At 61.9% G+C, this 18,166-nt stretch carries 18 protein-coding genes; 12 read left to right on the plus strand and 6 right to left on the minus strand.

The annotated features are described in order from the left end of the window. Positions 1 to 48 precede the first annotated feature (48 nt). Positions 49 to 1,605 (plus strand): PB1 domain-containing protein, encoded by a 1,557-nt coding sequence (locus ABCW43_RS11610; RefSeq protein WP_345924403.1) that lies wholly within the window; start codon positions 49 to 51, stop codon positions 1,603 to 1,605. Next, positions 1,592 to 2,284: a hypothetical protein gene (locus ABCW43_RS11615; protein WP_345924405.1), complete on the plus strand. Its 693-nt coding sequence runs from the start codon at positions 1,592 to 1,594 to the stop codon at positions 2,282 to 2,284. The genes ABCW43_RS11610 and ABCW43_RS11615 overlap by 14 nt, the downstream gene beginning before the upstream one ends. A gap of 345 nt (positions 2,285 to 2,629) precedes the next feature. Here the strand turns inward: ABCW43_RS11615 and ABCW43_RS11620 are convergent, their stop codons facing one another. The 3 genes from ABCW43_RS11620 to ABCW43_RS11630 all read right to left on the minus strand — a co-directional run bounded on the left by ABCW43_RS11620 (position 2,630) and on the right by ABCW43_RS11630 (position 5,438). After that, positions 2,630 to 3,181 (minus strand): helix-turn-helix domain-containing protein, encoded by a 552-nt coding sequence (locus ABCW43_RS11620; protein WP_345924407.1) that lies wholly within the window; start codon positions 3,179 to 3,181, stop codon positions 2,630 to 2,632. Positions 3,182 to 3,428: 247 nt separating this feature from the next. Beyond that, positions 3,429 to 4,625: a mandelate racemase/muconate lactonizing enzyme family protein gene (locus tag ABCW43_RS11625; RefSeq protein ID WP_345924409.1), complete on the minus strand. Its 1,197-nt coding sequence runs from the start codon at positions 4,623 to 4,625 to the stop codon at positions 3,429 to 3,431. A gap of 30 nt (positions 4,626 to 4,655) precedes the next feature. After that, positions 4,656 to 5,438: an IclR family transcriptional regulator gene (locus ABCW43_RS11630; protein WP_345924411.1), complete on the minus strand. Its 783-nt coding sequence runs from the start codon at positions 5,436 to 5,438 to the stop codon at positions 4,656 to 4,658. A 146-nt stretch (positions 5,439 to 5,584) separates the two neighbouring features. Between ABCW43_RS11630 and ABCW43_RS11635 the strand changes: the two genes are divergently transcribed. From ABCW43_RS11635 to ABCW43_RS11675, 9 genes are all read left to right on the plus strand, one after another. Then, entirely contained in the window at positions 5,585 to 6,280 is a 696-nt protein-coding gene (locus ABCW43_RS11635; RefSeq protein WP_345924414.1) for an RraA family protein, read from the plus strand. 14 nt (positions 6,281 to 6,294) lie between these two features. Then, the gene (locus tag ABCW43_RS11640) at positions 6,295 to 6,732 is read left to right on the plus strand and encodes a VOC family protein (RefSeq protein WP_345924416.1); all 438 of its coding nucleotides are present in this window, start codon (positions 6,295 to 6,297) and stop codon (positions 6,730 to 6,732) included. A gap of 51 nt (positions 6,733 to 6,783) precedes the next feature. Continuing rightward, entirely contained in the window at positions 6,784 to 7,962 is a 1,179-nt protein-coding gene (locus ABCW43_RS11645; protein ID WP_345924419.1) for a mandelate racemase/muconate lactonizing enzyme family protein, read from the plus strand. A gap of 112 nt (positions 7,963 to 8,074) precedes the next feature. Continuing rightward, entirely contained in the window at positions 8,075 to 9,208 is a 1,134-nt protein-coding gene (locus ABCW43_RS11650; RefSeq protein ID WP_345924421.1) for a mannonate dehydratase, read from the plus strand. A 58-nt stretch (positions 9,209 to 9,266) separates the two neighbouring features. Further along, positions 9,267 to 10,487, plus strand: a complete 1,221-nt coding sequence (locus tag ABCW43_RS11655; protein ID WP_345924423.1) for an ABC transporter substrate-binding protein — start codon at positions 9,267 to 9,269, stop codon at positions 10,485 to 10,487. Between the two features lie 79 nt (positions 10,488 to 10,566). After that, positions 10,567 to 11,427, plus strand: coding sequence for a carbohydrate ABC transporter permease (locus tag ABCW43_RS11660; RefSeq protein ID WP_345924425.1), 861 nt, complete (start codon positions 10,567 to 10,569; stop codon positions 11,425 to 11,427). Beyond that, positions 11,424 to 12,272, plus strand: coding sequence for a carbohydrate ABC transporter permease (locus ABCW43_RS11665; RefSeq protein ID WP_345924427.1), 849 nt, complete (start codon positions 11,424 to 11,426; stop codon positions 12,270 to 12,272). The genes ABCW43_RS11660 and ABCW43_RS11665 overlap by 4 nt, the downstream gene beginning before the upstream one ends. Positions 12,273 to 12,274: 2 nt before the next feature. Continuing rightward, on the plus strand, positions 12,275 to 13,087 hold the full coding sequence (locus tag ABCW43_RS11670; RefSeq protein WP_345924429.1) for an aldo/keto reductase: 813 nt from the start codon (positions 12,275 to 12,277) through the stop codon (positions 13,085 to 13,087). A gap of 21 nt (positions 13,088 to 13,108) precedes the next feature. After that, a complete protein-coding gene (locus ABCW43_RS11675; protein ID WP_345924431.1) occupies positions 13,109 to 14,164 on the plus strand; it encodes an ABC transporter ATP-binding protein in 1,056 nt (351 codons plus the stop codon). A gap of 14 nt (positions 14,165 to 14,178) precedes the next feature. On the opposite strand, the gene ABCW43_RS11680 is transcribed toward ABCW43_RS11675, so the two are convergent. The 3 genes from ABCW43_RS11680 to ABCW43_RS11690 all read right to left on the minus strand — a co-directional run bounded on the left by ABCW43_RS11680 (position 14,179) and on the right by ABCW43_RS11690 (position 17,698). Further along, positions 14,179 to 15,249 carry an LLM class flavin-dependent oxidoreductase gene (locus ABCW43_RS11680; protein ID WP_345924433.1) on the minus strand — a complete coding sequence of 357 codons (1,071 nt, stop codon included), beginning with the start codon at positions 15,247 to 15,249 and terminating at the stop codon, positions 14,179 to 14,181. 98 nt (positions 15,250 to 15,347) lie between these two features. Beyond that, complete coding sequence (locus ABCW43_RS11685; RefSeq protein ID WP_345924435.1) at positions 15,348 to 16,124, minus strand: SDR family NAD(P)-dependent oxidoreductase; 777 nt, start codon at positions 16,122 to 16,124, stop codon at positions 15,348 to 15,350. 212 nt (positions 16,125 to 16,336) lie between these two features. Continuing rightward, entirely contained in the window at positions 16,337 to 17,698 is a 1,362-nt protein-coding gene (locus ABCW43_RS11690) for an amidase (RefSeq protein ID WP_345924437.1), read from the minus strand. Positions 17,699 to 17,863: 165 nt separating this feature from the next. Here ABCW43_RS11690 and ABCW43_RS11695 point away from each other — a divergent pair, with 165 nt between their 5' ends. Beyond that, a complete protein-coding gene (locus tag ABCW43_RS11695; protein WP_037076940.1) occupies positions 17,864 to 18,166 on the plus strand; it encodes a hypothetical protein in 303 nt (100 codons plus the stop codon).

An 18,166-nucleotide genomic window follows, 5' to 3' on the forward strand; every position in this document is an offset into this window, starting at 1 on the left:
TACCATGCGTATACATCGGCTTCCGGGATATCTAAAAAGGGGGCGTGCGTGATCACCGTCAGGCAATGGCAGTTCTTCGGGCCAGTTTTCAAAGCTGCCCGACTTATCCGCACGATCTTTCTCAGCGCAGCCTTATGTATTTCCACGCTCAACCCGCAAACATCTTCGGCGGCAAGCAGCCAGACTTTGTCGGATGGACGCAAATGGGTGGTGCTTGCGAGCCGGGCCGATCTCAGCGAAGCGATCGAGATCGCGAAAACCTATGCGGGCCACCAGGTCAAGATAATGAAATCCGAGAACGGCTGGTTCGCGGTCGTGCTGGGGCCCTATCGGGCCAAGGACATCGGCGAAGTCAAAAGCGGTTTTCAAGGTCCTTCGATCCCGGATGACGCGTATCTCGCACTGGGCAAGAATTTCCTTTCCGTTGCCTGGACCGATGGCGGGGCGGCGACGGTTGCGGCCAGCAAGGCGCCGGAGGAGGACTTTTTCACCTGGTCGCTCGACTGGTACGACGAGACCTATGAAATCACGAAAATTCCGATGCGCTTTCAAAAACAGGAAAGCGAGGACGACGTTCTGAAATTCCGCGACGGAGAACAATACATCAAAATTCAGGTGGACTCGTCGACAACTGCCGAAGATCTGCTGAACACGATCAAAGGCGAATATCCCGGCAACGACCTCGCAGAGGACGGGGATAAGGAGTTCCAGATCATCAAGGCGGAAGGTGAAAACAACACGGCCTTTGTAACGGCCCAGACCTTGGACGGCTCCCATCGACGGGTGGAATTTGCGACTGCCGGTTGCTGCGACGGAAACTACCTGAGATTTATCTTCCAATATCCCCAGGGCACGAAATCCGATTGGCTGCAGGCCTTCTACAAGCATTTTCAGGCGGAACCCGTGCAGGGCAACTTTACTCATGCGTTCTATATCAAAAGCGAGTGGGAGATGCCGCTGGCGACGACGCCCGCCTTGAGCGCGCGCGACCGCCTGTACGACGTCTGCGCCGCTCACTGGAACAAGCGAAACTTCCACGGGCAGCGGGCCAACAAGGCCATGGTCGCCTACGAGGTTGGCAAGCAGGTCCATTGCCTGTTCCAATGGAAGCAGGCAACGTTGGCCGCCGCGAGGTCGGCGGTCCAGGAAGGATGCAAGAAGAACAATGCCAGCAACTGCTATCTGTTTGCGCTGGGCGATGAGCTCAGTCAATGGGCGAAGGACGCGCGAAACGATGCGGAATATGGCGGCCGGGAAAGGAAATACCGGCAATACGAACAGAGCCGCAGGCAGCCGTCGGCTCCCGCCGCGCAGAGCGATGACAGCGGAAGCCTCTTCGATGACCTTCTGGGCGCGGCGGGCAGTATCGCGCAGGGTGCGTTAATCGGCGCCAATATCGGGGCGGCGATCAGCGGTGCAGGATCGAGCGGTGGATTCAGCGGCGGCAGTAGCGGCGGTGGGGGGCAATGCGCTCATTTCAGATCCAACTATGCGACCTGCGAACGCAGTTGGCGCAATATCGGAGGAGGATCCTCTGGGCAAGCGGGCAGCTTCAAGGCATGCATGGACCTCAACCGCAATGCGATGATCAGTGCGCGTTGCTGAAATGTGTTATCGTCCCATCGCGTTTCTGATCGTCATCGCGACAGGCATCGGCTTGTCGCCAATTTTTCCCAGGGATGCCGTCTCGGCCATGAGCTGCAGCGACCAGCTGATCCAGATGACCGCCGCCTGCATGGGTGGCGACCTGACAAAGGCGGCCGAATGCCGGCGCCGCGCCGAACTGCGCGGGTGTTCCAATCTGGGCGGCGCCAACGCCTGCGATACGAGCGAAATGAGGGAGAATATCGATTGGGTGTTCCGGGATGCCGGCGCGCGACAGACCTATGCGCGCGGTCTTCGGAAAGGACTTGAACCCGAGGAGGCCGTCATCGAGGCGCAGCAGCACAATCCGCGGGCTATGAACCAGCTTCAGGGATGCCGGGACTTCATATCCGCCTATCTTAACAGGCCCCCGACGCTCCCTCCGTCCGCCGCCGACTGTTCGTGCGTGTCGATCATCCCTGGCGGAGCGGGATATATCGTATCCAATTCCTGCCCGACCTCTTTCCGGTTCCTGGTCGAAATCGTCGATGCCGCGAATGCCGCCCGCAAGACACGTATTGATGTGGGCCGCATCGAAGGCGGGCAAAGCAAATCGGTCAACGCTCCCGCATTTACCGTTCCCTCGATCAGTTCCACCACTCTTTACAGAGGAGGGAAGTTGCAATTCTGCCCTTACTGAAACGAGTGGCGCTCGAGGCACCAGAGACAACGCAGTCGCTACTGTCGCGCAGAGGATGCAGCGTCAAGCGGAATGGCCGTTGCCGTTCGCGTTCCTGATCGGCGGCGGAGGAAGCAGCCATCGACAAACCCGGATCCTCCGTATCCGTCAACGGCACGGCCTCAACGGGGTGACCGGCCTGGACGGAACGGCGCTAGCTTCTGGACAGAAAATTTTCTGATCTAACTCAATGTCGCGGGCAGACTGCAGCGAGTGCGACGTTATTGCCATCAGTCACGGCAGCGCCGGATAGCTCTGACAATCAGATGCGATAGAAATCTACCGGTGTCACGCAGCTTTGTCTTGTCAGTTGAGCGGAACAAGATCTGTCTCGCGAACGCCATGCCCGGACTTTTTGAGCAGCATCCGCTTTCGCCATGCATTGGGAGCGATTCCGTAAAGGCGGCGGAAGCTGTTGGTAAGGTGTGCCTGGTCCGTCATGCCGCATTCCAGGGCGATCCGGCAGAGGGGTTCGTCCGTGCCGGTCATCATCCGGCAGGCCATTTCCATGCGCCTGCGGGTGACGTATTTGTGCGGCGTCTCGCCAAGGCTTGCCTTGAAGGCTCGCTGAAAATGGCCGCAGCTCAGGTTGCAGAGACCGGCCAAGGCCTCGACGCGGATCGTCGAGCGGAGATACATGTCGACATAGGTCTGCACATTGCGCATTTGCCACGGGGCAAGGCCGCCGATGGCGATCTGGCGGAGGTTGAGGTCCGGTCCGGATTGGTCGAGACATTGCGGAGCCTGTCTGGCGGCAAGTCTTTCGAGATCGATCTCCGACGTCCGATATCTTGAAACGTCGGTGCGCTTTGCCCATGGGCTGGCAGGCGGTGCCTTCAAGGGCCGTGGGAACTGCATGCTAACTCTCCCCATTCTTGGTGTCTTCGTCGATGATCGAAGTCTAACGCGGAGGCGGCCCTCGGGACTATTGGACATGGGGACTGGCCCCCCTATCCAAAGGTATGACTAGACGTCCTGAAATGATCTGCCCACCGTCAGAAGCCTGCGTGTCTGTCTCGCGGCTACATCAAAAAAGCTCTGGAGGGATGATTCCGGAGCCGTTGCTTTCTTGGGAAATGGGGAAACCGCCGGCGGCGGGGCGGCCTCAGTCGAAGAATGCCCGGTCGTCTTCCGTGAGGTAGCGTTTGGCCTTTTCGGGCACGAGATCGACGCCCATGCCCGGCCGGTCGATGACGTCGATGAAGCCGTCCTTGACGATCGTCTCCGGCAGGCCCTCGACGATGTCGTACCACCAGGCGGGGTCGCCGGTCGTGTATTCGAAGGCGATGAAATTGTTGGGGAGGGTGGCCGAGACCTGGATGAGGGCGGCGAGCCCCAGCAGCCCGTTCGCCGTTCCGTGCGGGGCCATCAGGATCGAATGCAGGTCGGCATATTCGGCGATCCATTTCAGTTCGGCGATGCCGCCGACATCGGCCGGGTCGGGCCCGACGACGTTGACGGCCTGGCCTTCGATCAGCTCCTTGAAATTCTGCCGCAGATAGATCTGCTCGCCGGTGTGGATCGGCGTCGTGCTCGTCCGGGTGAGCTCACGATAGACGCCGGCATTGACCCAGGGCGTATAGTCGCCTGAGAGCAGGTCCTCGACCCAGAGAAGATTGTAGGGTTCGAGCATGCGCACCAGCCGGATCGCATCCGGCAGCATCCAGCCGGGGCCGCAGTCGAGTGCCAGCCCGATTGCGTCGCCGGCAACTTCCTTCATCGCGGCGACGCAATCGACGAAATGCCGCAGGCCCTTTTCGGTGATCGGGCCGCGATCGAGCGCTCCATGGAAGGGGCTGGCATTCGGTTCGTGGTAATAAAAATTCTCGACCGCCCGCTTCATCGGGGAATGGAAGCCGATCGGTTGCTTGATGATCGTGAAGCCTTCCGGCAGCGCCATCATCTTTTTCAGGTCGTCGGCAAGGTCCTCGGGCCGGTGGTCGGTCATCGGGAAGCGGATCGAGCCGTTATAGACGCGCACGCGGTCGCGCACCTTGCCGCCGAGAAGCTTGTAGACGGGCACGTTGGCGGCCTTGCCGGCGATGTCCCACAGGGCCATCTCGATGACGCTGACGGCGGAGCCCCAGGGCTTGAAGCCGCCGCGCTGGCGGATTTTCAGCATGACGCGCTCGACATTGGTCGGGTCCTCGCCGATCAAGGCCTCGCGGAAGGCGAGAATATGAGGCTTCAGATAGGGCTTCCAGGTCTCGGCCTGCCCGTAACCGGAGATGCCCTCGTCGGTGACGATCCGTACGATCGGGCTTTTGCCGATGACCGCGCATTTGAGATCGACGATCTTCATTCTTCCTCCCAGTCGGCTTTCCGGTCCTGATCAGACCGGCATTGCCTCGCTCATCGCCCGCGCCGCATCGATGGCGGCAAGCCGGATCTCCTCCATGCGGCTCGCCTCCGCTCCGGCCAGATAGGGAATACTGATCGCCGCGACCACCCGCCCCGCCTTGTCGCAGACGGGGGCGGCAAAGGCCTGGATGCTCGGCGCGTTCTCGCCTCTATCCTGTGCCCAGCCCAGCCGCTTGATGCGGGTCAGTTCCGTCATCAGCCGCTTCGGATCGGTCAGCGATTTGGGCGTATAGGCGATCAACGGCTTTGCGAGCCAGGCCGCCAGCTCTTCGGGCGGCAGATGCGCCAGCAGCATCTTGCTGGCGGCGCCGGCATGGACCGGCATGCGCTGGCCGGGAGCCACCGTCAAAGCATATTGCCGACGGCCTTGCGCTGCTGCGAGCACGAGAATGCCGTCCTGATCGATGACCGACAGCTTGCTGCCCTCGCCAATTTCCGCCGACAGCTTGTCGAGGAAGGGCTGTGCAAAGGCCGCGAGATCGATCTCGCTGACGCCGGTCGCGACATGGGAAGCCAGCGACAGAAGCCGCCGCCCCAGGTGGTAGGCGCCGGTATCGTCGCGCCGGACCATGTCGTGGCCCTGCAGCGTGTTGACGATCCGATAGATGGTCGTTCGGGGCAGGGAGAGCAGCGATGTCAGCTCGCGGATCGTCGCCCCGTTCGGCCGCCGCTCCAGTTGCCCCAGGACGTCCATCATTCTGTCGATGACCGGTATCGTGTACTTCGACGCGCCGGCGTCACTCATTTGATCCATGGAATACGTTCGCCGTTGACAATCGGTTCGGCATCTTCCTATCATGCATTATTGAACTTCGAAAGTTCAAATATGAATTTATCTGCTATTCTTTTTCAGATGGCAGACGGGTTCGACCAAGGTTTCTGCTGGAGGAGGCAGACCACATGGACAGAGATTCCGCAGCGATCGCGGCGAAAGCCGCACGCTTCAACAAGCTTTACACCGCCGCCGTCTACGACATTCTCGACGAGATGGGGCTTCCGCATCAGTGCATGGATCTCGACATCCGGGCGCTGGATCGTGGGATGCGGATCGCCGGACCCGCGTTTACCGTCGCCTGCACGGCGGACATGCGCACCGACGACGAATACGACAATGAAGAGGTGAAGACCTTCACCTTCTTCCGGCGGATGTATTCCGGCTGCGTCGTGCTGATCTCGGCGGCAGGCGAGCGCAAGGCCGGTCACTGGGGCGAGCTGATGAGTACCGGAGCGAAAAGCAAGGGTGCCGTCGGCGTCGTCGTCGATGGCGGCATTCGCGACGGCAATATCCTGATGGGCATGGAGAACTGGCCCGTCTTCACCCGCTACCTTTCCCCGATCGAATCCCGCCAGCGGACCCGCATCAGCGGCATCGAAGTGCCGATCGCGGTCACCGGAACGCTGACCACGCAGATCCGGGTCGATCCGGGCGACTGGATTTTTGGCGATATGGACGGGGTGATCGTCATTCCCGCCGACAAGGTGGATGCGGTGCTCGACCGCGCCGAAGAGATCATGGGCATCGAGAACCGCTCGCGCAACGAGATCCGCGCCGGCGCCGACGTTGCCGATGTCTATGCCAAATACGGCCGCCTCTAATTGGAGACATTCCCATGCTGACCGTTTCGTCGATCGCCCATGTGGCCATTCGCGTCAAGGATATCGATCGTACCCTCGACTTCTACGTCAACAAGCTCGGTTTTTCCGAGATGATGCGCCTCGACCGCGAAGGCCGGCTCTGGCTGGTCTATCTGCGCATCACCGATGACCAGTATCTGGAGATCTTTCCGGAAGGCGAGGGCGACAAGGCGGCCGAGCGCGAGGCGGTCGGTTACAATCATGTCTGCCTTGCCGTGCCGGATATCCAGAAGACCGTGGCCGAACTCGACGCGCTCGGTATCGAGCGTATCCGGCCGACGATCAAGGCCGCCGACAACAACTGGCAGACCTGGATCGAGGATCCGGACGGGCACCGCATCGAACTGATGCAGATGGCCGATGACAGCCTGCAGTTCGAGGCGATCAAGCGGCTGAAGGCCGAGGCCAGATAGTCATAGGGAAATAACGAGGGGGGTTGGCGTCGGCCTGCCAGGAGGAGCCTCATGAGGATCGTGCAGCAGAAGATCTTTGTTGCGAATGTGTCCCGCACCAATTTCGTCTTCGTCAAACTCTATACCGATGAAGGCTACGAAGGTGTCGGCGAGGCGACGCTGGAGTGGAAAACGAAGACCATCGTATCGGCGCTGGAAGAGCTGGAGCGCGTGCTGATCGGCCGCAATCCGTTCGAGGTCGATGCGATCGTCGAGCAACTGCACCGCGACTCCTATTGGCGCACCGGCGCGGTGTTTCGCACCGCGCTCGGCGCCATCGAGGCGGCGCTCCTTGACATCAAGGGCAAGGCGCTCGGGGTGCCGGTCTTCGAATTGCTCGGCGGCAAATATCGGGATCGGGTCGAATGCTACGCCAACCATTGGTTCTTCGGCGCGGTGACGCCCGACCAGTATGCCGAGAACGCGCGCAAGGCCGTCGCCATGGGCTATCGGGCCCTCAAATGGGACCCGTTCGACATTGCCGACCTGGAGATGAGCCGCAAGCAGCGCCGCCAGACGATCGATATCGTTGCTGCAGTGCGCGATGCGGTCGGGCCGGACGTTGACCTGATGCTCGACGTTCACGGTCGGCTCAACGTGCCGACGGCGATCGCCATGTGCCGGGAACTTGCGCCTTATAACCTGCGATGGATCGAGGAACCGACGCCGCCCGAAAGTATCGATGCCCTGGTCGATGTCCGGGAGAAAAGCCCGGTGCCGATCGCCGCCGGCGAGCGCTGGTACGAGCCGGGCAAGTTCCTCGAAGCGCTCAGCAAGAAGGCCGTCGATATCCTGCAGCCCGACGTCTCGCATGCGGGCGGGCTTGGCGAAACGAAGCGCATTTCGCATATGGCGCATCACCATCTGATCCCGATCGCGCCGCATAACCCGGTCGGTCCGGTGATGAATGCGATGACGCTGCACATGTCGGTCGCGATCCCCAATTTCTCGATCTTCGAGACCGTTTCGGTGGACGTGCCGTGGCGCAAGGAACTGGTGCGCGAGACGCTGCAGTTCGAGGACGGGGCGATCCTGGCGCCGACCGCGCCGGGGCTCGGGGTGGAGCTTATCGAGGAGGCCTGCGGCCGCTACCCCTACGCGCCCTATAACGTGCCTTTGTTCGACGGCAGCATGAACACCAGCGGCGTCGCGATCGGGGCGGTCACGCTGAAGGACGGGGCACGCTCATGAGGCCGGAACAATTGACAATCGGGCCTTCTTGGCGCAAGTTATATTACGAATTGGCGACATTCAAATATGAACTAGCCGGCGGCAAGGCCGGGCGTCAATCGGGGAGGGTAAGGTGCGGGTAGGTCTGACCCTGTTCGGCGATCATCTGTCGGAGGATGGCGCGCGTTACGCGAGCCAGCTCGGCGTCGGCGACATTGTCATTCACCTGACCGAATATGCCCGCAACGCCGACAACAGCGCTTATCGCAACGGCGGAGTCGGCCCCATCAATGGCGAATGTATCGACGTGCCGCTCTGGACCTACGACCATATGGCCGGCGTCGTCGCGATGCTTGCCAAGCATGGCCTCAAAGTTGCGGCGATGGAGAACCTGTCGCCCAATTTCTGGTCGGACATCCTGCTGGACGGACCGAAGAAACATGAGCAGATGGATGGGCTGAAACAACTCGTCCGCGATGCCGGAAGGGCAGGTATCCCGGTTCTCGGCTACAATTTTTCGATCGCCGGGGTCTGGGGCTGGCAGCGCAAGCGGGTCGCCCGGGGCGGCGCGATGACCGCGGTGTTCTTCGGTGACGAATTCGATACGGACGCGCCGATCCCGGACGGAATGCTTTGGAACATGCGCTACCGCGAGGCCGTCGCGGGTGCGGCGCCGATCAGCGTCAGCGAGCGGGATCTCTGGTCGCGCCTCGAATGGTTCCTGAAGGAGCTCGTGCCGGTCGCGGAAAAGGCGAATGTCCGGCTGGCGGCTCATCCCGACGATCCGCCGGTGGCGCGGCTGCGCGGCAATGCACGCCTCGTCAACGCTCACGCAAAATACCAGCGCCTGCTGGAGATCGCGCCGAGCCCGGCCAATGCGCTCGAATTCTGCGTCGGTTCGCTACAGGAGATGGTCGATGGCGACGTTTACGAAACGACCCGCCATTTCGCGCGGCTGGGCGCGATCGCCTACGTGCATTTCCGCAATGTCCGCGGCAAGGTTCCGCACTATGTCGAGACCTTCGTCGACGACGGCGATGTCGAGATGGCGGAAATCGTCCGTGTCCTCAGGGATGAGGGTTTTGATGGGGTGATGGTTCCCGATCATGTCCCCGATCTCGATTGTCCGGCCCCGTGGCATGCCGGCAATGCCTACACGATCGGCTTCATGAAAGCCCTGACGATGAATGCCCATGCGCTGGGACCGGCGCGTTCGCAGGATATCGCGCATTTCGGGGGAGAAAGGCAGGCCGCAGCATCGCGGTGAACCAATCCGGTGGAGGCCGGTAGGGAAAAGCGCGGCATGGAGCCGCGCGGAGGAGGAGATGATGATGAAATTCAAGACGCTGGCCGTGATGGCCACGGCAATGACGATGCTGACGAGCGGCGTGGCGCTGGCCGGTGAGGTTGTCTGGTGGACGCCCAATTTCAACGAGGCGCGGGCGCGCGAACTCGTCACCAAGTTCGAACAGGCCAATCAGGGCATCAAGGTCAAGCTCGAGATCACCACGACCGACGGTCTGCCGCAGCGCGTCCTGACCGCCCTGCAGTCGGGGGCCGCGCCAGACATCATCGATGTCCAGCACGCCTGGGTAAACGGTTATGCCCAGAACGGCCTGGTCCTTGCGGTCGATGACGTGTTAAAGGACCGCGAGGATTATATTCCAGCCTCGCTGGACTATTGCACTTGGAACAGCAAGCTCTGGGCCATCCCGTATCGCATCGAGACCCATGCGGTCATCTACAACAAGGGCGCCTTCAAGGACGCCGGCCTCGATCCGGCAAAACCGCCGCAGACCTGGGACGAACTGGTCGCCGCTGCCAAGACGCTGTCGAAGGGCAAGGTTTCCGGTTTTGCCATCACCGGTGGCGGTGAAGTCGGCAATACGATCTTCCGTTCGCTTCCCTTCATCTGGATGAACGGCGGCGACATCATTTCTGCGGACGGCAAGAAGGCGGTCGTCAACCAGCCGGCGGCGGTGGCCGCGGTCAAGTTCTATACGGACTTCTTCAAGAACAAGCAGTCGCCGGCATCGACGCTCGAAAACGACGGTACTGCAAACCGCCGGCTGTTCATCGCCGAGACGGTTGCGGCCTACCAGTCGGGCCAGTTCGACGTGGCTTCGATCAAAAAAGAAAATCCGAAGATCGATATCGGCGTGATGCAGATCCCGCATCCGGCCGGCAAGCCGACCGCCGCACTCCTCGGCGGCTGGAGTTTTGTCATCCCGTCGTCGGCCAAGAACCCGGCCGAGGCGAAGAAACTCGTCGCGTTCCTTGCCGAGGCGCCGAACCAGGGCGCGCTGACCGATACGTTCCCGGCCCGCAAATCGGCCATGTCGCTGCCGCGCTTCAGCGATCCGATCCTGACCGTGTTCAAGGAAATGCTGCCCTATGGCCGCGCCGTGCCCAACAACAAGAACTGGGTGCAGATCACCCAGGCCTATTTCGACGGCATCCAGCGCATCCTTCTCGGTGACGAGGACGTGCAGAAGGCCATGGACGGAGCAGCCAAGGACATCCAGGCCCTGCTCGACCAGAAATAACCGATAGCCGATCGCTCCGGGGGAACCGTCTTTCCCCGGAGCATGTACTCCACCCGATGTCGTTCAAGGAAACCTGCAGATGGACCGCAATTCGACGGGCCTCGTTTTCGTATTGCCGGCGCTGATCGTGCTGGCGATGCTGATCGCCTATCCCGTTGCCTATACCGGTCTGCTCAGCGTGACCGACAGGCAGGGCGAGTTTGTCGGCCTCACCAATTTCAGGTCCGTGCTTTCGGCCCGCGCGACGCCGCAGGCCTTCTGGAACACCATCTGGTTCGTCGGCGGCTCGATCGTCTTCCAGGTCATCCTCGGAACGGCGACCGCCATCCTGCTCAACCAAAGCTTCTTCGGACGCGGCATCGTACGCTCGATCACGCTCATTCCCTGGGTCGTACCGGGCATCGTCGCGGCCACCACCTGGGCGTGGATGTTCCATACGGAATTCGGCATCATCAACTATATGATGACTGGTTCCGGCATCATTCCCGAGCCGATCGGCTGGTTGACCAACGGCAATACTGTGATGCCGGTGCTGATCGCGATCAACGTCTGGAAGCTTTTTCCTTTCGTGGCGATCATGGTGCTGGCGGGACTGCAGTCGATTCCCAACGACCTCTATGAAGCCGCGCGCGTCGATGGCGCCAATTTCTGGCAGGAAGTCCGCTTCATCATGATCCCGCAGGTGCGCTCCGTCATCGTCGCGGTGACGCTGCTGCTGGTGATCTGGGGCCTCAACTCGATCACCATCATCTACGCGATCACCCGCGGCGGACCGGCCAACCGGACTTTGATCACACCGATCCAGATTTTCCGCCTGGCGTTCGAAAGCACGCAGTTCAACCAGGCGGCAGCGCTTTCGGTGATCTTCTTCGCCGTCGCGCTGGTCATCGTCATCATCTACATCAGGGCGCTCGCCTCGGCGCCGGGAGAGGCCAAATGAGCGATCCCGGCACCCTCAAGAGGACGGGCCTGCCGCTGCCGATCACCGTCATCGGCGCGGTAATCGTTGTGCTCATCTGCCTCTTCCCGTTCATGTGGATGTTCGTCTCGTCGATCAAGACGCTGCCGGAACTCTATACGGTTCCGCCGATCTGGTGGCCGGAGACGCCGACGCTCGGCAACTATTACAAGGTGCTTTTCGAGAGCAATATTCCGCGCTATTTCCTCAACAGCGTCATCATTTCGGTTGGTTCGACATTCCTGGCGCTGATCCTGGCGATCTTTGCGTCCTATGGCTTTGCGCGGTTCGATTTCCGCGGAAAACCGTTGCTGCAGAGTTTCGTGCTGATCGGCCAGCTTTTGCCGACGGCGGCGATCATCGTGCCGCTGTTCATCACGCTGAGGGTGCTCGGGCTGGTCAATACCTATTGGGGCCTGATCCTCGTCTACATGATCATCACCCTGCCGCTCTCCGTCTGGATGTTGACCTCCTATTTCAAGGCGATCCCGGTGGAGCTCGAAGAGGCGGCGATCATCGACGGGTCGTCGCGGCTCGGCATCCTTTTCCGCATCACGCTGCCGCTGTCGACACCCGGCATCGTCGCGGTCGTCGTTTATGCCTTCGTCACCACCTGGAACGAGTTCGTCTTCGCCTTGTGCTTTGCGACCGACTCCTCGGTGAAGACGCTGCCGATCGGACTTGCGGAATTCTCCACCGAGTTCAACACCGACTGGGGTGCGGTCATGGCCGCCTCGGTCGTCATGACGCTGCCGATCGCGCTTCTGTTCTTCTCGATGCAGCGCCTGTTCGTCGGCGGCCTCACCGCCGGCGCCACGAAAGGATGATCATGACCGACAAAACCATCCCTGGACTGGGCCTCGGCACCTATGGCAGGACCGGCAGCGAGGGCGTTGCCGCCCTCCTGAAAGCGATCGAGATCGGCTACCGCCATCTCGATACCGCCCAGAGCTACGATACCGAGCAGCCAGTCGGCGAGGCGGTGCGTCGCTCCGGCGTGCCGCGCGGTGATTTCTTCATCACCACCAAGGTGGCCGACACCTGTCTCGACAAGACGCAGTTCATGCCGTCGGTGCGCCGGAGCCTCGATACGATCGGCGTCGACCACGTCGACCTGCTGCTGATCCATTGGCCTTCCCACAAGGATGCCGTGCCGTTCGAGGACTACATGACGGCGCTCGTCGAGGCGCAGCATAAAGGTTATGCGCGCCTGATCGGCGTTTCCAACTACCCGATCGCGCTGCTCGAAAAGGCACGTTCCCTGGTCGGGAAGGATACACTCGCCACCAACCAGGTCGAGATCCACCCCTATCTGCAGTCACCGAAGCTCGCCGCCTATGCGCGAAAGATCGGCCTGCCGCTCACCGCCTATCAGCCGCTTGCCAAGGGCGAGATCGCCAGCGATCCGGTTCTCAACCGTATCGCCGACAAACATGGGGCAACGGTGGCGGCCGTCGCGCTCGCCTTCCTGATCGGCGAGGGGCATATTGTCATTCCGGCCTCCGGCAGCGAGGCCAATCTTCGCGCCAATTTCGCCGCCCTTAACGTCTCATTGGACGAGGCTGACATGGCGGAGATCCGCAGGCTCGATCGCGGTTATCGCCGCATCAATCCCGAAAAGTCTCCCGGCTGGGATGATTGACATCATGAATGGAGTAAACCCTTGGGTTCGGTGACCATCAGAGAGGCGCGCAAGAGCTATGGTGCGCTGGAAGTCCTGTACGGCGTTTCGGTCGATATCGCCAACGGCGAGTTCGTGGTGCTTGTCGGGCCGTCCGGCTGCGGCAAGTCCACGCTGCTTCGGATGATCGCGGGGCTGGAAGCCATCAGCGGCGGCGAGATCGCCATAGACGGGAAGGTGGTGAATACGCTCGCTCCCAAGGAGCGCGACATCGCCATGGTGTTCCAGTCCTATGCGCTTTATCCGCACATGACCGTGGAAGCCAATATGGGCTTTTCGCTGCGGCTTGCCGGTGCGCCGAAGCAGGAGATTTCGGCGCGCGTGGCCGACGCCGCACGGATATTGGGGCTCGAACCCTATCTGAAACGTTACCCGCGTCACCTCTCGGGCGGCCAGCGCCAGCGCGTGGCGATGGGGCGGGCGATGGTGCGCAAGCCGAAGGTTTTCCTGTTCGACGAGCCGCTTTCCAACCTCGACGCCAAGCTGCGTGTCCAGATGCGCTCCGAGATCAAGCAGAACCATCATCGCCTGAAGACGACGACCGTCTACGTGACCCACGACCAGATCGAGGCGATGACCATGGCCGACCGGATCGTCGTCATGAACGGCGGCGTCATCGAGCAGGTGGGCTCGCCACTCGATCTTTACGACCGGCCGGCGAACCTGTTCGTCGCCGGTTTCATCGGGTCTCCGAGCATGAACATCCTGACCGGCCGGCTCGAAAACGGAAGCTTCGTCCTGGCTGACGGAACGGCCGTGCCCGCTGCCAACCTGGCGTCGTTCGGCAATCGGTCCATTCAGCTCGGTGTCCGGCCGGAGCATCTCCGTCTCGATCCGAACGGCTTGAACGCCGAGATCGTCACCGTCGAGCCGACCGGCTCCGAAACCCAGGTGGTGATGCGCCTTGGCGGCCATGAGGTGACCGGCGTTTTCCGCGAGCGCATCTTGAAGGTGCCCGGCGAGGCGCTGTCGATCGGGATCGATATCGAGCACGTTCACATCTTCGATACGGAGACCGGCAAGCGCCTGGAGGCCTGAGAAGAGGCCGGGCTTCAACGGCGTAAAAGCGGAAGCAGGTGGTCGCCCTGCCGCTTGATTTCCTGGAGATAAGGCGTGTCGGAGAGCACGAAATGAGTGATGCCGAGATCCTCGTATTTGCGCAGCGAACGGGCGACGTCTTCGGCTGAGCCGACGAGCCAGGTGGTGCCGGCGCCGCCGCCGCCGAATTTGCCGGGCGCCGTGTAAAGGTTGTCGTCGAGCACGTCGCCGCGCTCGTGCAGTTCGAGCAGCCGGCGCTGGCCGACGGCGACCGGCTTTCCGTGGTCGTTCCAGTTGCCGGCCTTGCCCTTGGCCATTTCGGCGACCTTCGCCTCGGCATCGGCCCAGGCCTGTTCCGTCGTGTCGCGGACGAGGGTGGTGATCCGAAGCCCGAATTGAAGCGGAGGAAGGTCGCGGTCGAGCTGCCTGCTCAGTGTCTTCAGCCGTTCGATCCTCTCCCGCACGCCGTCGAGAGGTTCGCCCCAGAAGAGCTGGACATCGGCTTCCGTCGCGGCCACCTGCTCGGCCGCTTCGGAAGCGCCGCCGAAATAGAGTTTCGGGTGCTTGCGGTCGCCACGGGGTTGGAGGCGAGGCTCAATCGTGGAACCGGCGACCTGGAAATGCTCGCCCTTGAACGTGACGTTCTCCTCGGTCCACAGCCGGCGGACCAACCGCATGAATTCCCTGGTGCGGGCATAACGATGGGCCTGATCGCCCTCGCTGTCGCCATAGGCGGCGAGATTGTCCTGGCCCGAGACGATGTTGACCCGCACCCGGCCGCCGCTCAGGTGATCCAACGTCGCTGCGGCGGAGGCGAAGTTGGCCGGCCGCCAATAGCCGGGGCGGATCGCGATCAGAGGCTCGAACGTGGTGGTGCGGGCGACAAGCGCGGTTGAGATGGTGAACGTATCCGGTCGGCCCCAGCCGGTACCGACGAGCGCGCCTTTCCAGCCGTGCTCTTCCAGCGCGTTGGCGTGGCTGGTCAGCGTCTCCAGGCTGTTGTGGTTCTCGGTTGAGGAGTCGCCGCGATGGCCGGCTTTGACGTCGTTCGGGATGTACCAGAGGAATTCGGAATCGCTGCTCATGTTATCGGCCTGCACTTATGAACGTTAAAATGAGGAAACGCATGAAAGGCATCCGGCATCGACCGCAGGAGGCGCCGGTCGGGATCCGGGAGGTTTCATCACACGACGATCGGATTGAGGGCGCCATCCATGCCGATCACGACACCGGTGACATAGCTCGCCTTCGACGAGCTCAGGAAGGTGACGACGTTGGCGATCTCCTGCGGCGTCGCCATGCGGCCGAAAGGGATGCGCTGGACCAGTTTTTCGAGCGCTGCCTGTTCGCTGATGCCATCGAGCGCCGCCTCCGCCCGAAGGCCCTCGGTCACCCGTTCCGTCTCGGTATTGCCCGGATTGATGCCGATGATCCGCAGCCCATTGGCGGCATAGGCGTTTGCAAGGCCGACGGTCGCCAGCATCAGCGCCGCATTGGCGGCCCCGCCGGGAAGGTGGATGGGTGAGGCGACCTTGCCGCCGCCGCCGATGACGTTGACGATCACGCCCGCCCGGCGAGCCGCCATCCGCTTGACCACGGGGTCGATGACGTTGATATAGGAAAAATATTTGGCATCCATCGCGGCCCGCCAGTGGGCCGGGCTCAGGTCCTGCGGCGGCGTGCGCCGCGCGGCGCCGGCGCAGTTGATGAGAATATCCAGCGCTCCGATGTCCGCTTCGATCTTGTCGATGAGCGAGAGCGCCTCGTTTTCCGATGTCAGGTCGGCGGCAAAGCCGAACGCGCCGGGCAAATTTGCCAGAGCCGCGTCAATATTGGCCTGGGAACGCGAGCAGATGACGACGCGTGCGCCTTCGGACAGGAGAGATTGGGCGCAGGCGAGGCCGATGCCTTTGGAGCCGCCTGTAATCAGTGCCGTCTTGCCGTTCAAATCGAGTTGCATGGGTCGCCGCTTTCCTCAAAATCCAGGGAAGAGGCTAGGCTCTCGAGAATATTGGAACAAGCAAAAGGCAACTGCCGCGATCCCGGTTACGGGGAAACGGTTCCTTAGTTAGCTGCCCAGGGAGGCAACTCTTCCATGCGGCGAGGCCGCGGGCAATTTGCCGGCTTTGCCGACACGCCGATGTCTGATGGACACGATCCGGCTGCGCCTTGCTACTCTCGGATGATCTCCTCATACGCCATCGCGGCCTGCAGCAATGTTTCGTCGCAATTGGCATTGGCCGACAGGAGGAAGCCGACCGGCATGTCGGCATCGCCGGTGCCGCAGGGAATGGAGACGCCGCACCAGTCGAGGAAATTGCCGAAGCCGGTATTGCGCAGTGTCTTGCCGTTGGTGGCGAAGAACAGCTCGTCATCCTTTTCGAGCGGCGTGATCGGCGGCGCCACATGGGCGATCGAAGGCATGGCGACGAAACGGTCGCCGATCAGGGCCTCTGTTTCGGCGATCATCCGGGCGCGGTTTTCGACGATGGCGATATAGTCGGAAAGACTGGTCTTTTCGCCGAGGCGCGTGCGCGCCACGACCCGGTGGTCCATCTCCGCGGCGTCCGGTCCCGACAGTTTCTCCCGATGCAGGGCGAAGGCTTCGGCGGTCACCATCGGACCGTATTTCACCATCAGCTTCGGAAGTTCGTCGAAGGTCGGGAAGGCGAGGCGGGTGATCTTGGCTCCGGCTTTTGCAAGCCGCTCGATCGCCGCTTCGAAGGCTGCCACCACCCCCGGCTCGGCGCCGTCGAAGACGATGTTGGTGGGGATGACGATATCGAGCGGTTGTGCCGGTTTGCGAGGCGTCCGGGGGGCTGCAAGTCCGCGCATCGCCGCATCCACCAAGACCGCGTCCTGCACCGTGCGGCAGAGCGGTCCGAGTGAGTCGAGGCTCGTCGCCAGAGGATAGACGCCGTTCATCGCATAACGGCCGCGGGTCGCCTTGTAACCGACGATGCCGTTGAAGCCAGCCGGGATGCGGATCGAGCCGCCGGTATCGGTACCCATCGCGACGGGCACGAGGCCGGCCGCGACCGCGACGCCGGAACCGGAGGAGGAGCCGCCGGGAATGCGCGGCGCATCCTTGCCATGCGGATTGTGCGGCGTGCCGTAATGCGGATTGATGCCGATGCCGGAAAAGGCGAATTCGCTCATGTTGGTGCGTCCGATCGCGACCATGCCGGCCTGTTTCAGGAGATCGACGATCGCGGCGTCCTTGGCGGCAGGCGTCGCCTTCTTCAGCACCTTCGAGCCGGCGGTGGTCGGCAGGCCTTCGATGTCGAAGAGATCCTTCCAGGCGATCGGAATGCCATCGAGCAGGCCGAGCGAGCGGCCTTCCTTCAAGCGCTTTGAGGATGCCTGGGCTTCCGCCAGGGCCCGGTCGTCGAGCAGCGAGACGAACACGGCCTTGTCCGGATAGGCCCTGATACCTGACAGCACCGATTCCGTGACCTCGATCGGGTCGACCTTGCCCATCTGTATGAGAGCGGAAAGCTCGGCGATCGACATCGCTCCAAAGGATTTCGTCACGGCAGTCATTCTCCCTATTCCGTTACTGGCGGGTCACAGATGTATCGGATATTTTGGCGATGGGTAGAGGATTTATCGGCTTGGCACGCCGCATGGAACTTCCCGCATATCCGCGAAGTTCAGTGAATCCACCGCGTGAGCGGAACATCGGGAAGGATTCAGCCCATGAGAAACATCATCGCCATAACCGGTCTCGTGATCGCGCTTGCCGGCTGCAGCACGGACGGCGGCGGGACCACCGGAGCCATCGATATCGGGCCGGGTATCCGGCCGATCCCCGGCAGCATCACCTATCGAGGCCAGCCGCGTACCAAGCTCACCAAGTCGCCGATCGGCAGCGTCGTTCCGCACGAGTTCCGCAACGAACTCGGCCAGCGGGTCGAGGAAAACTACATCATCCAGCCGGACCGCAGCCTGAAGCTGGTCAGCCGGCGGGTGTTTCGCGATCCGTTCGGCTTCGACGACTGA

The organism is Neorhizobium tunisiense, from assembly GCF_039631515.1.
Lineage (GTDB): Bacteria > Pseudomonadota > Alphaproteobacteria > Rhizobiales > Rhizobiaceae > Neorhizobium.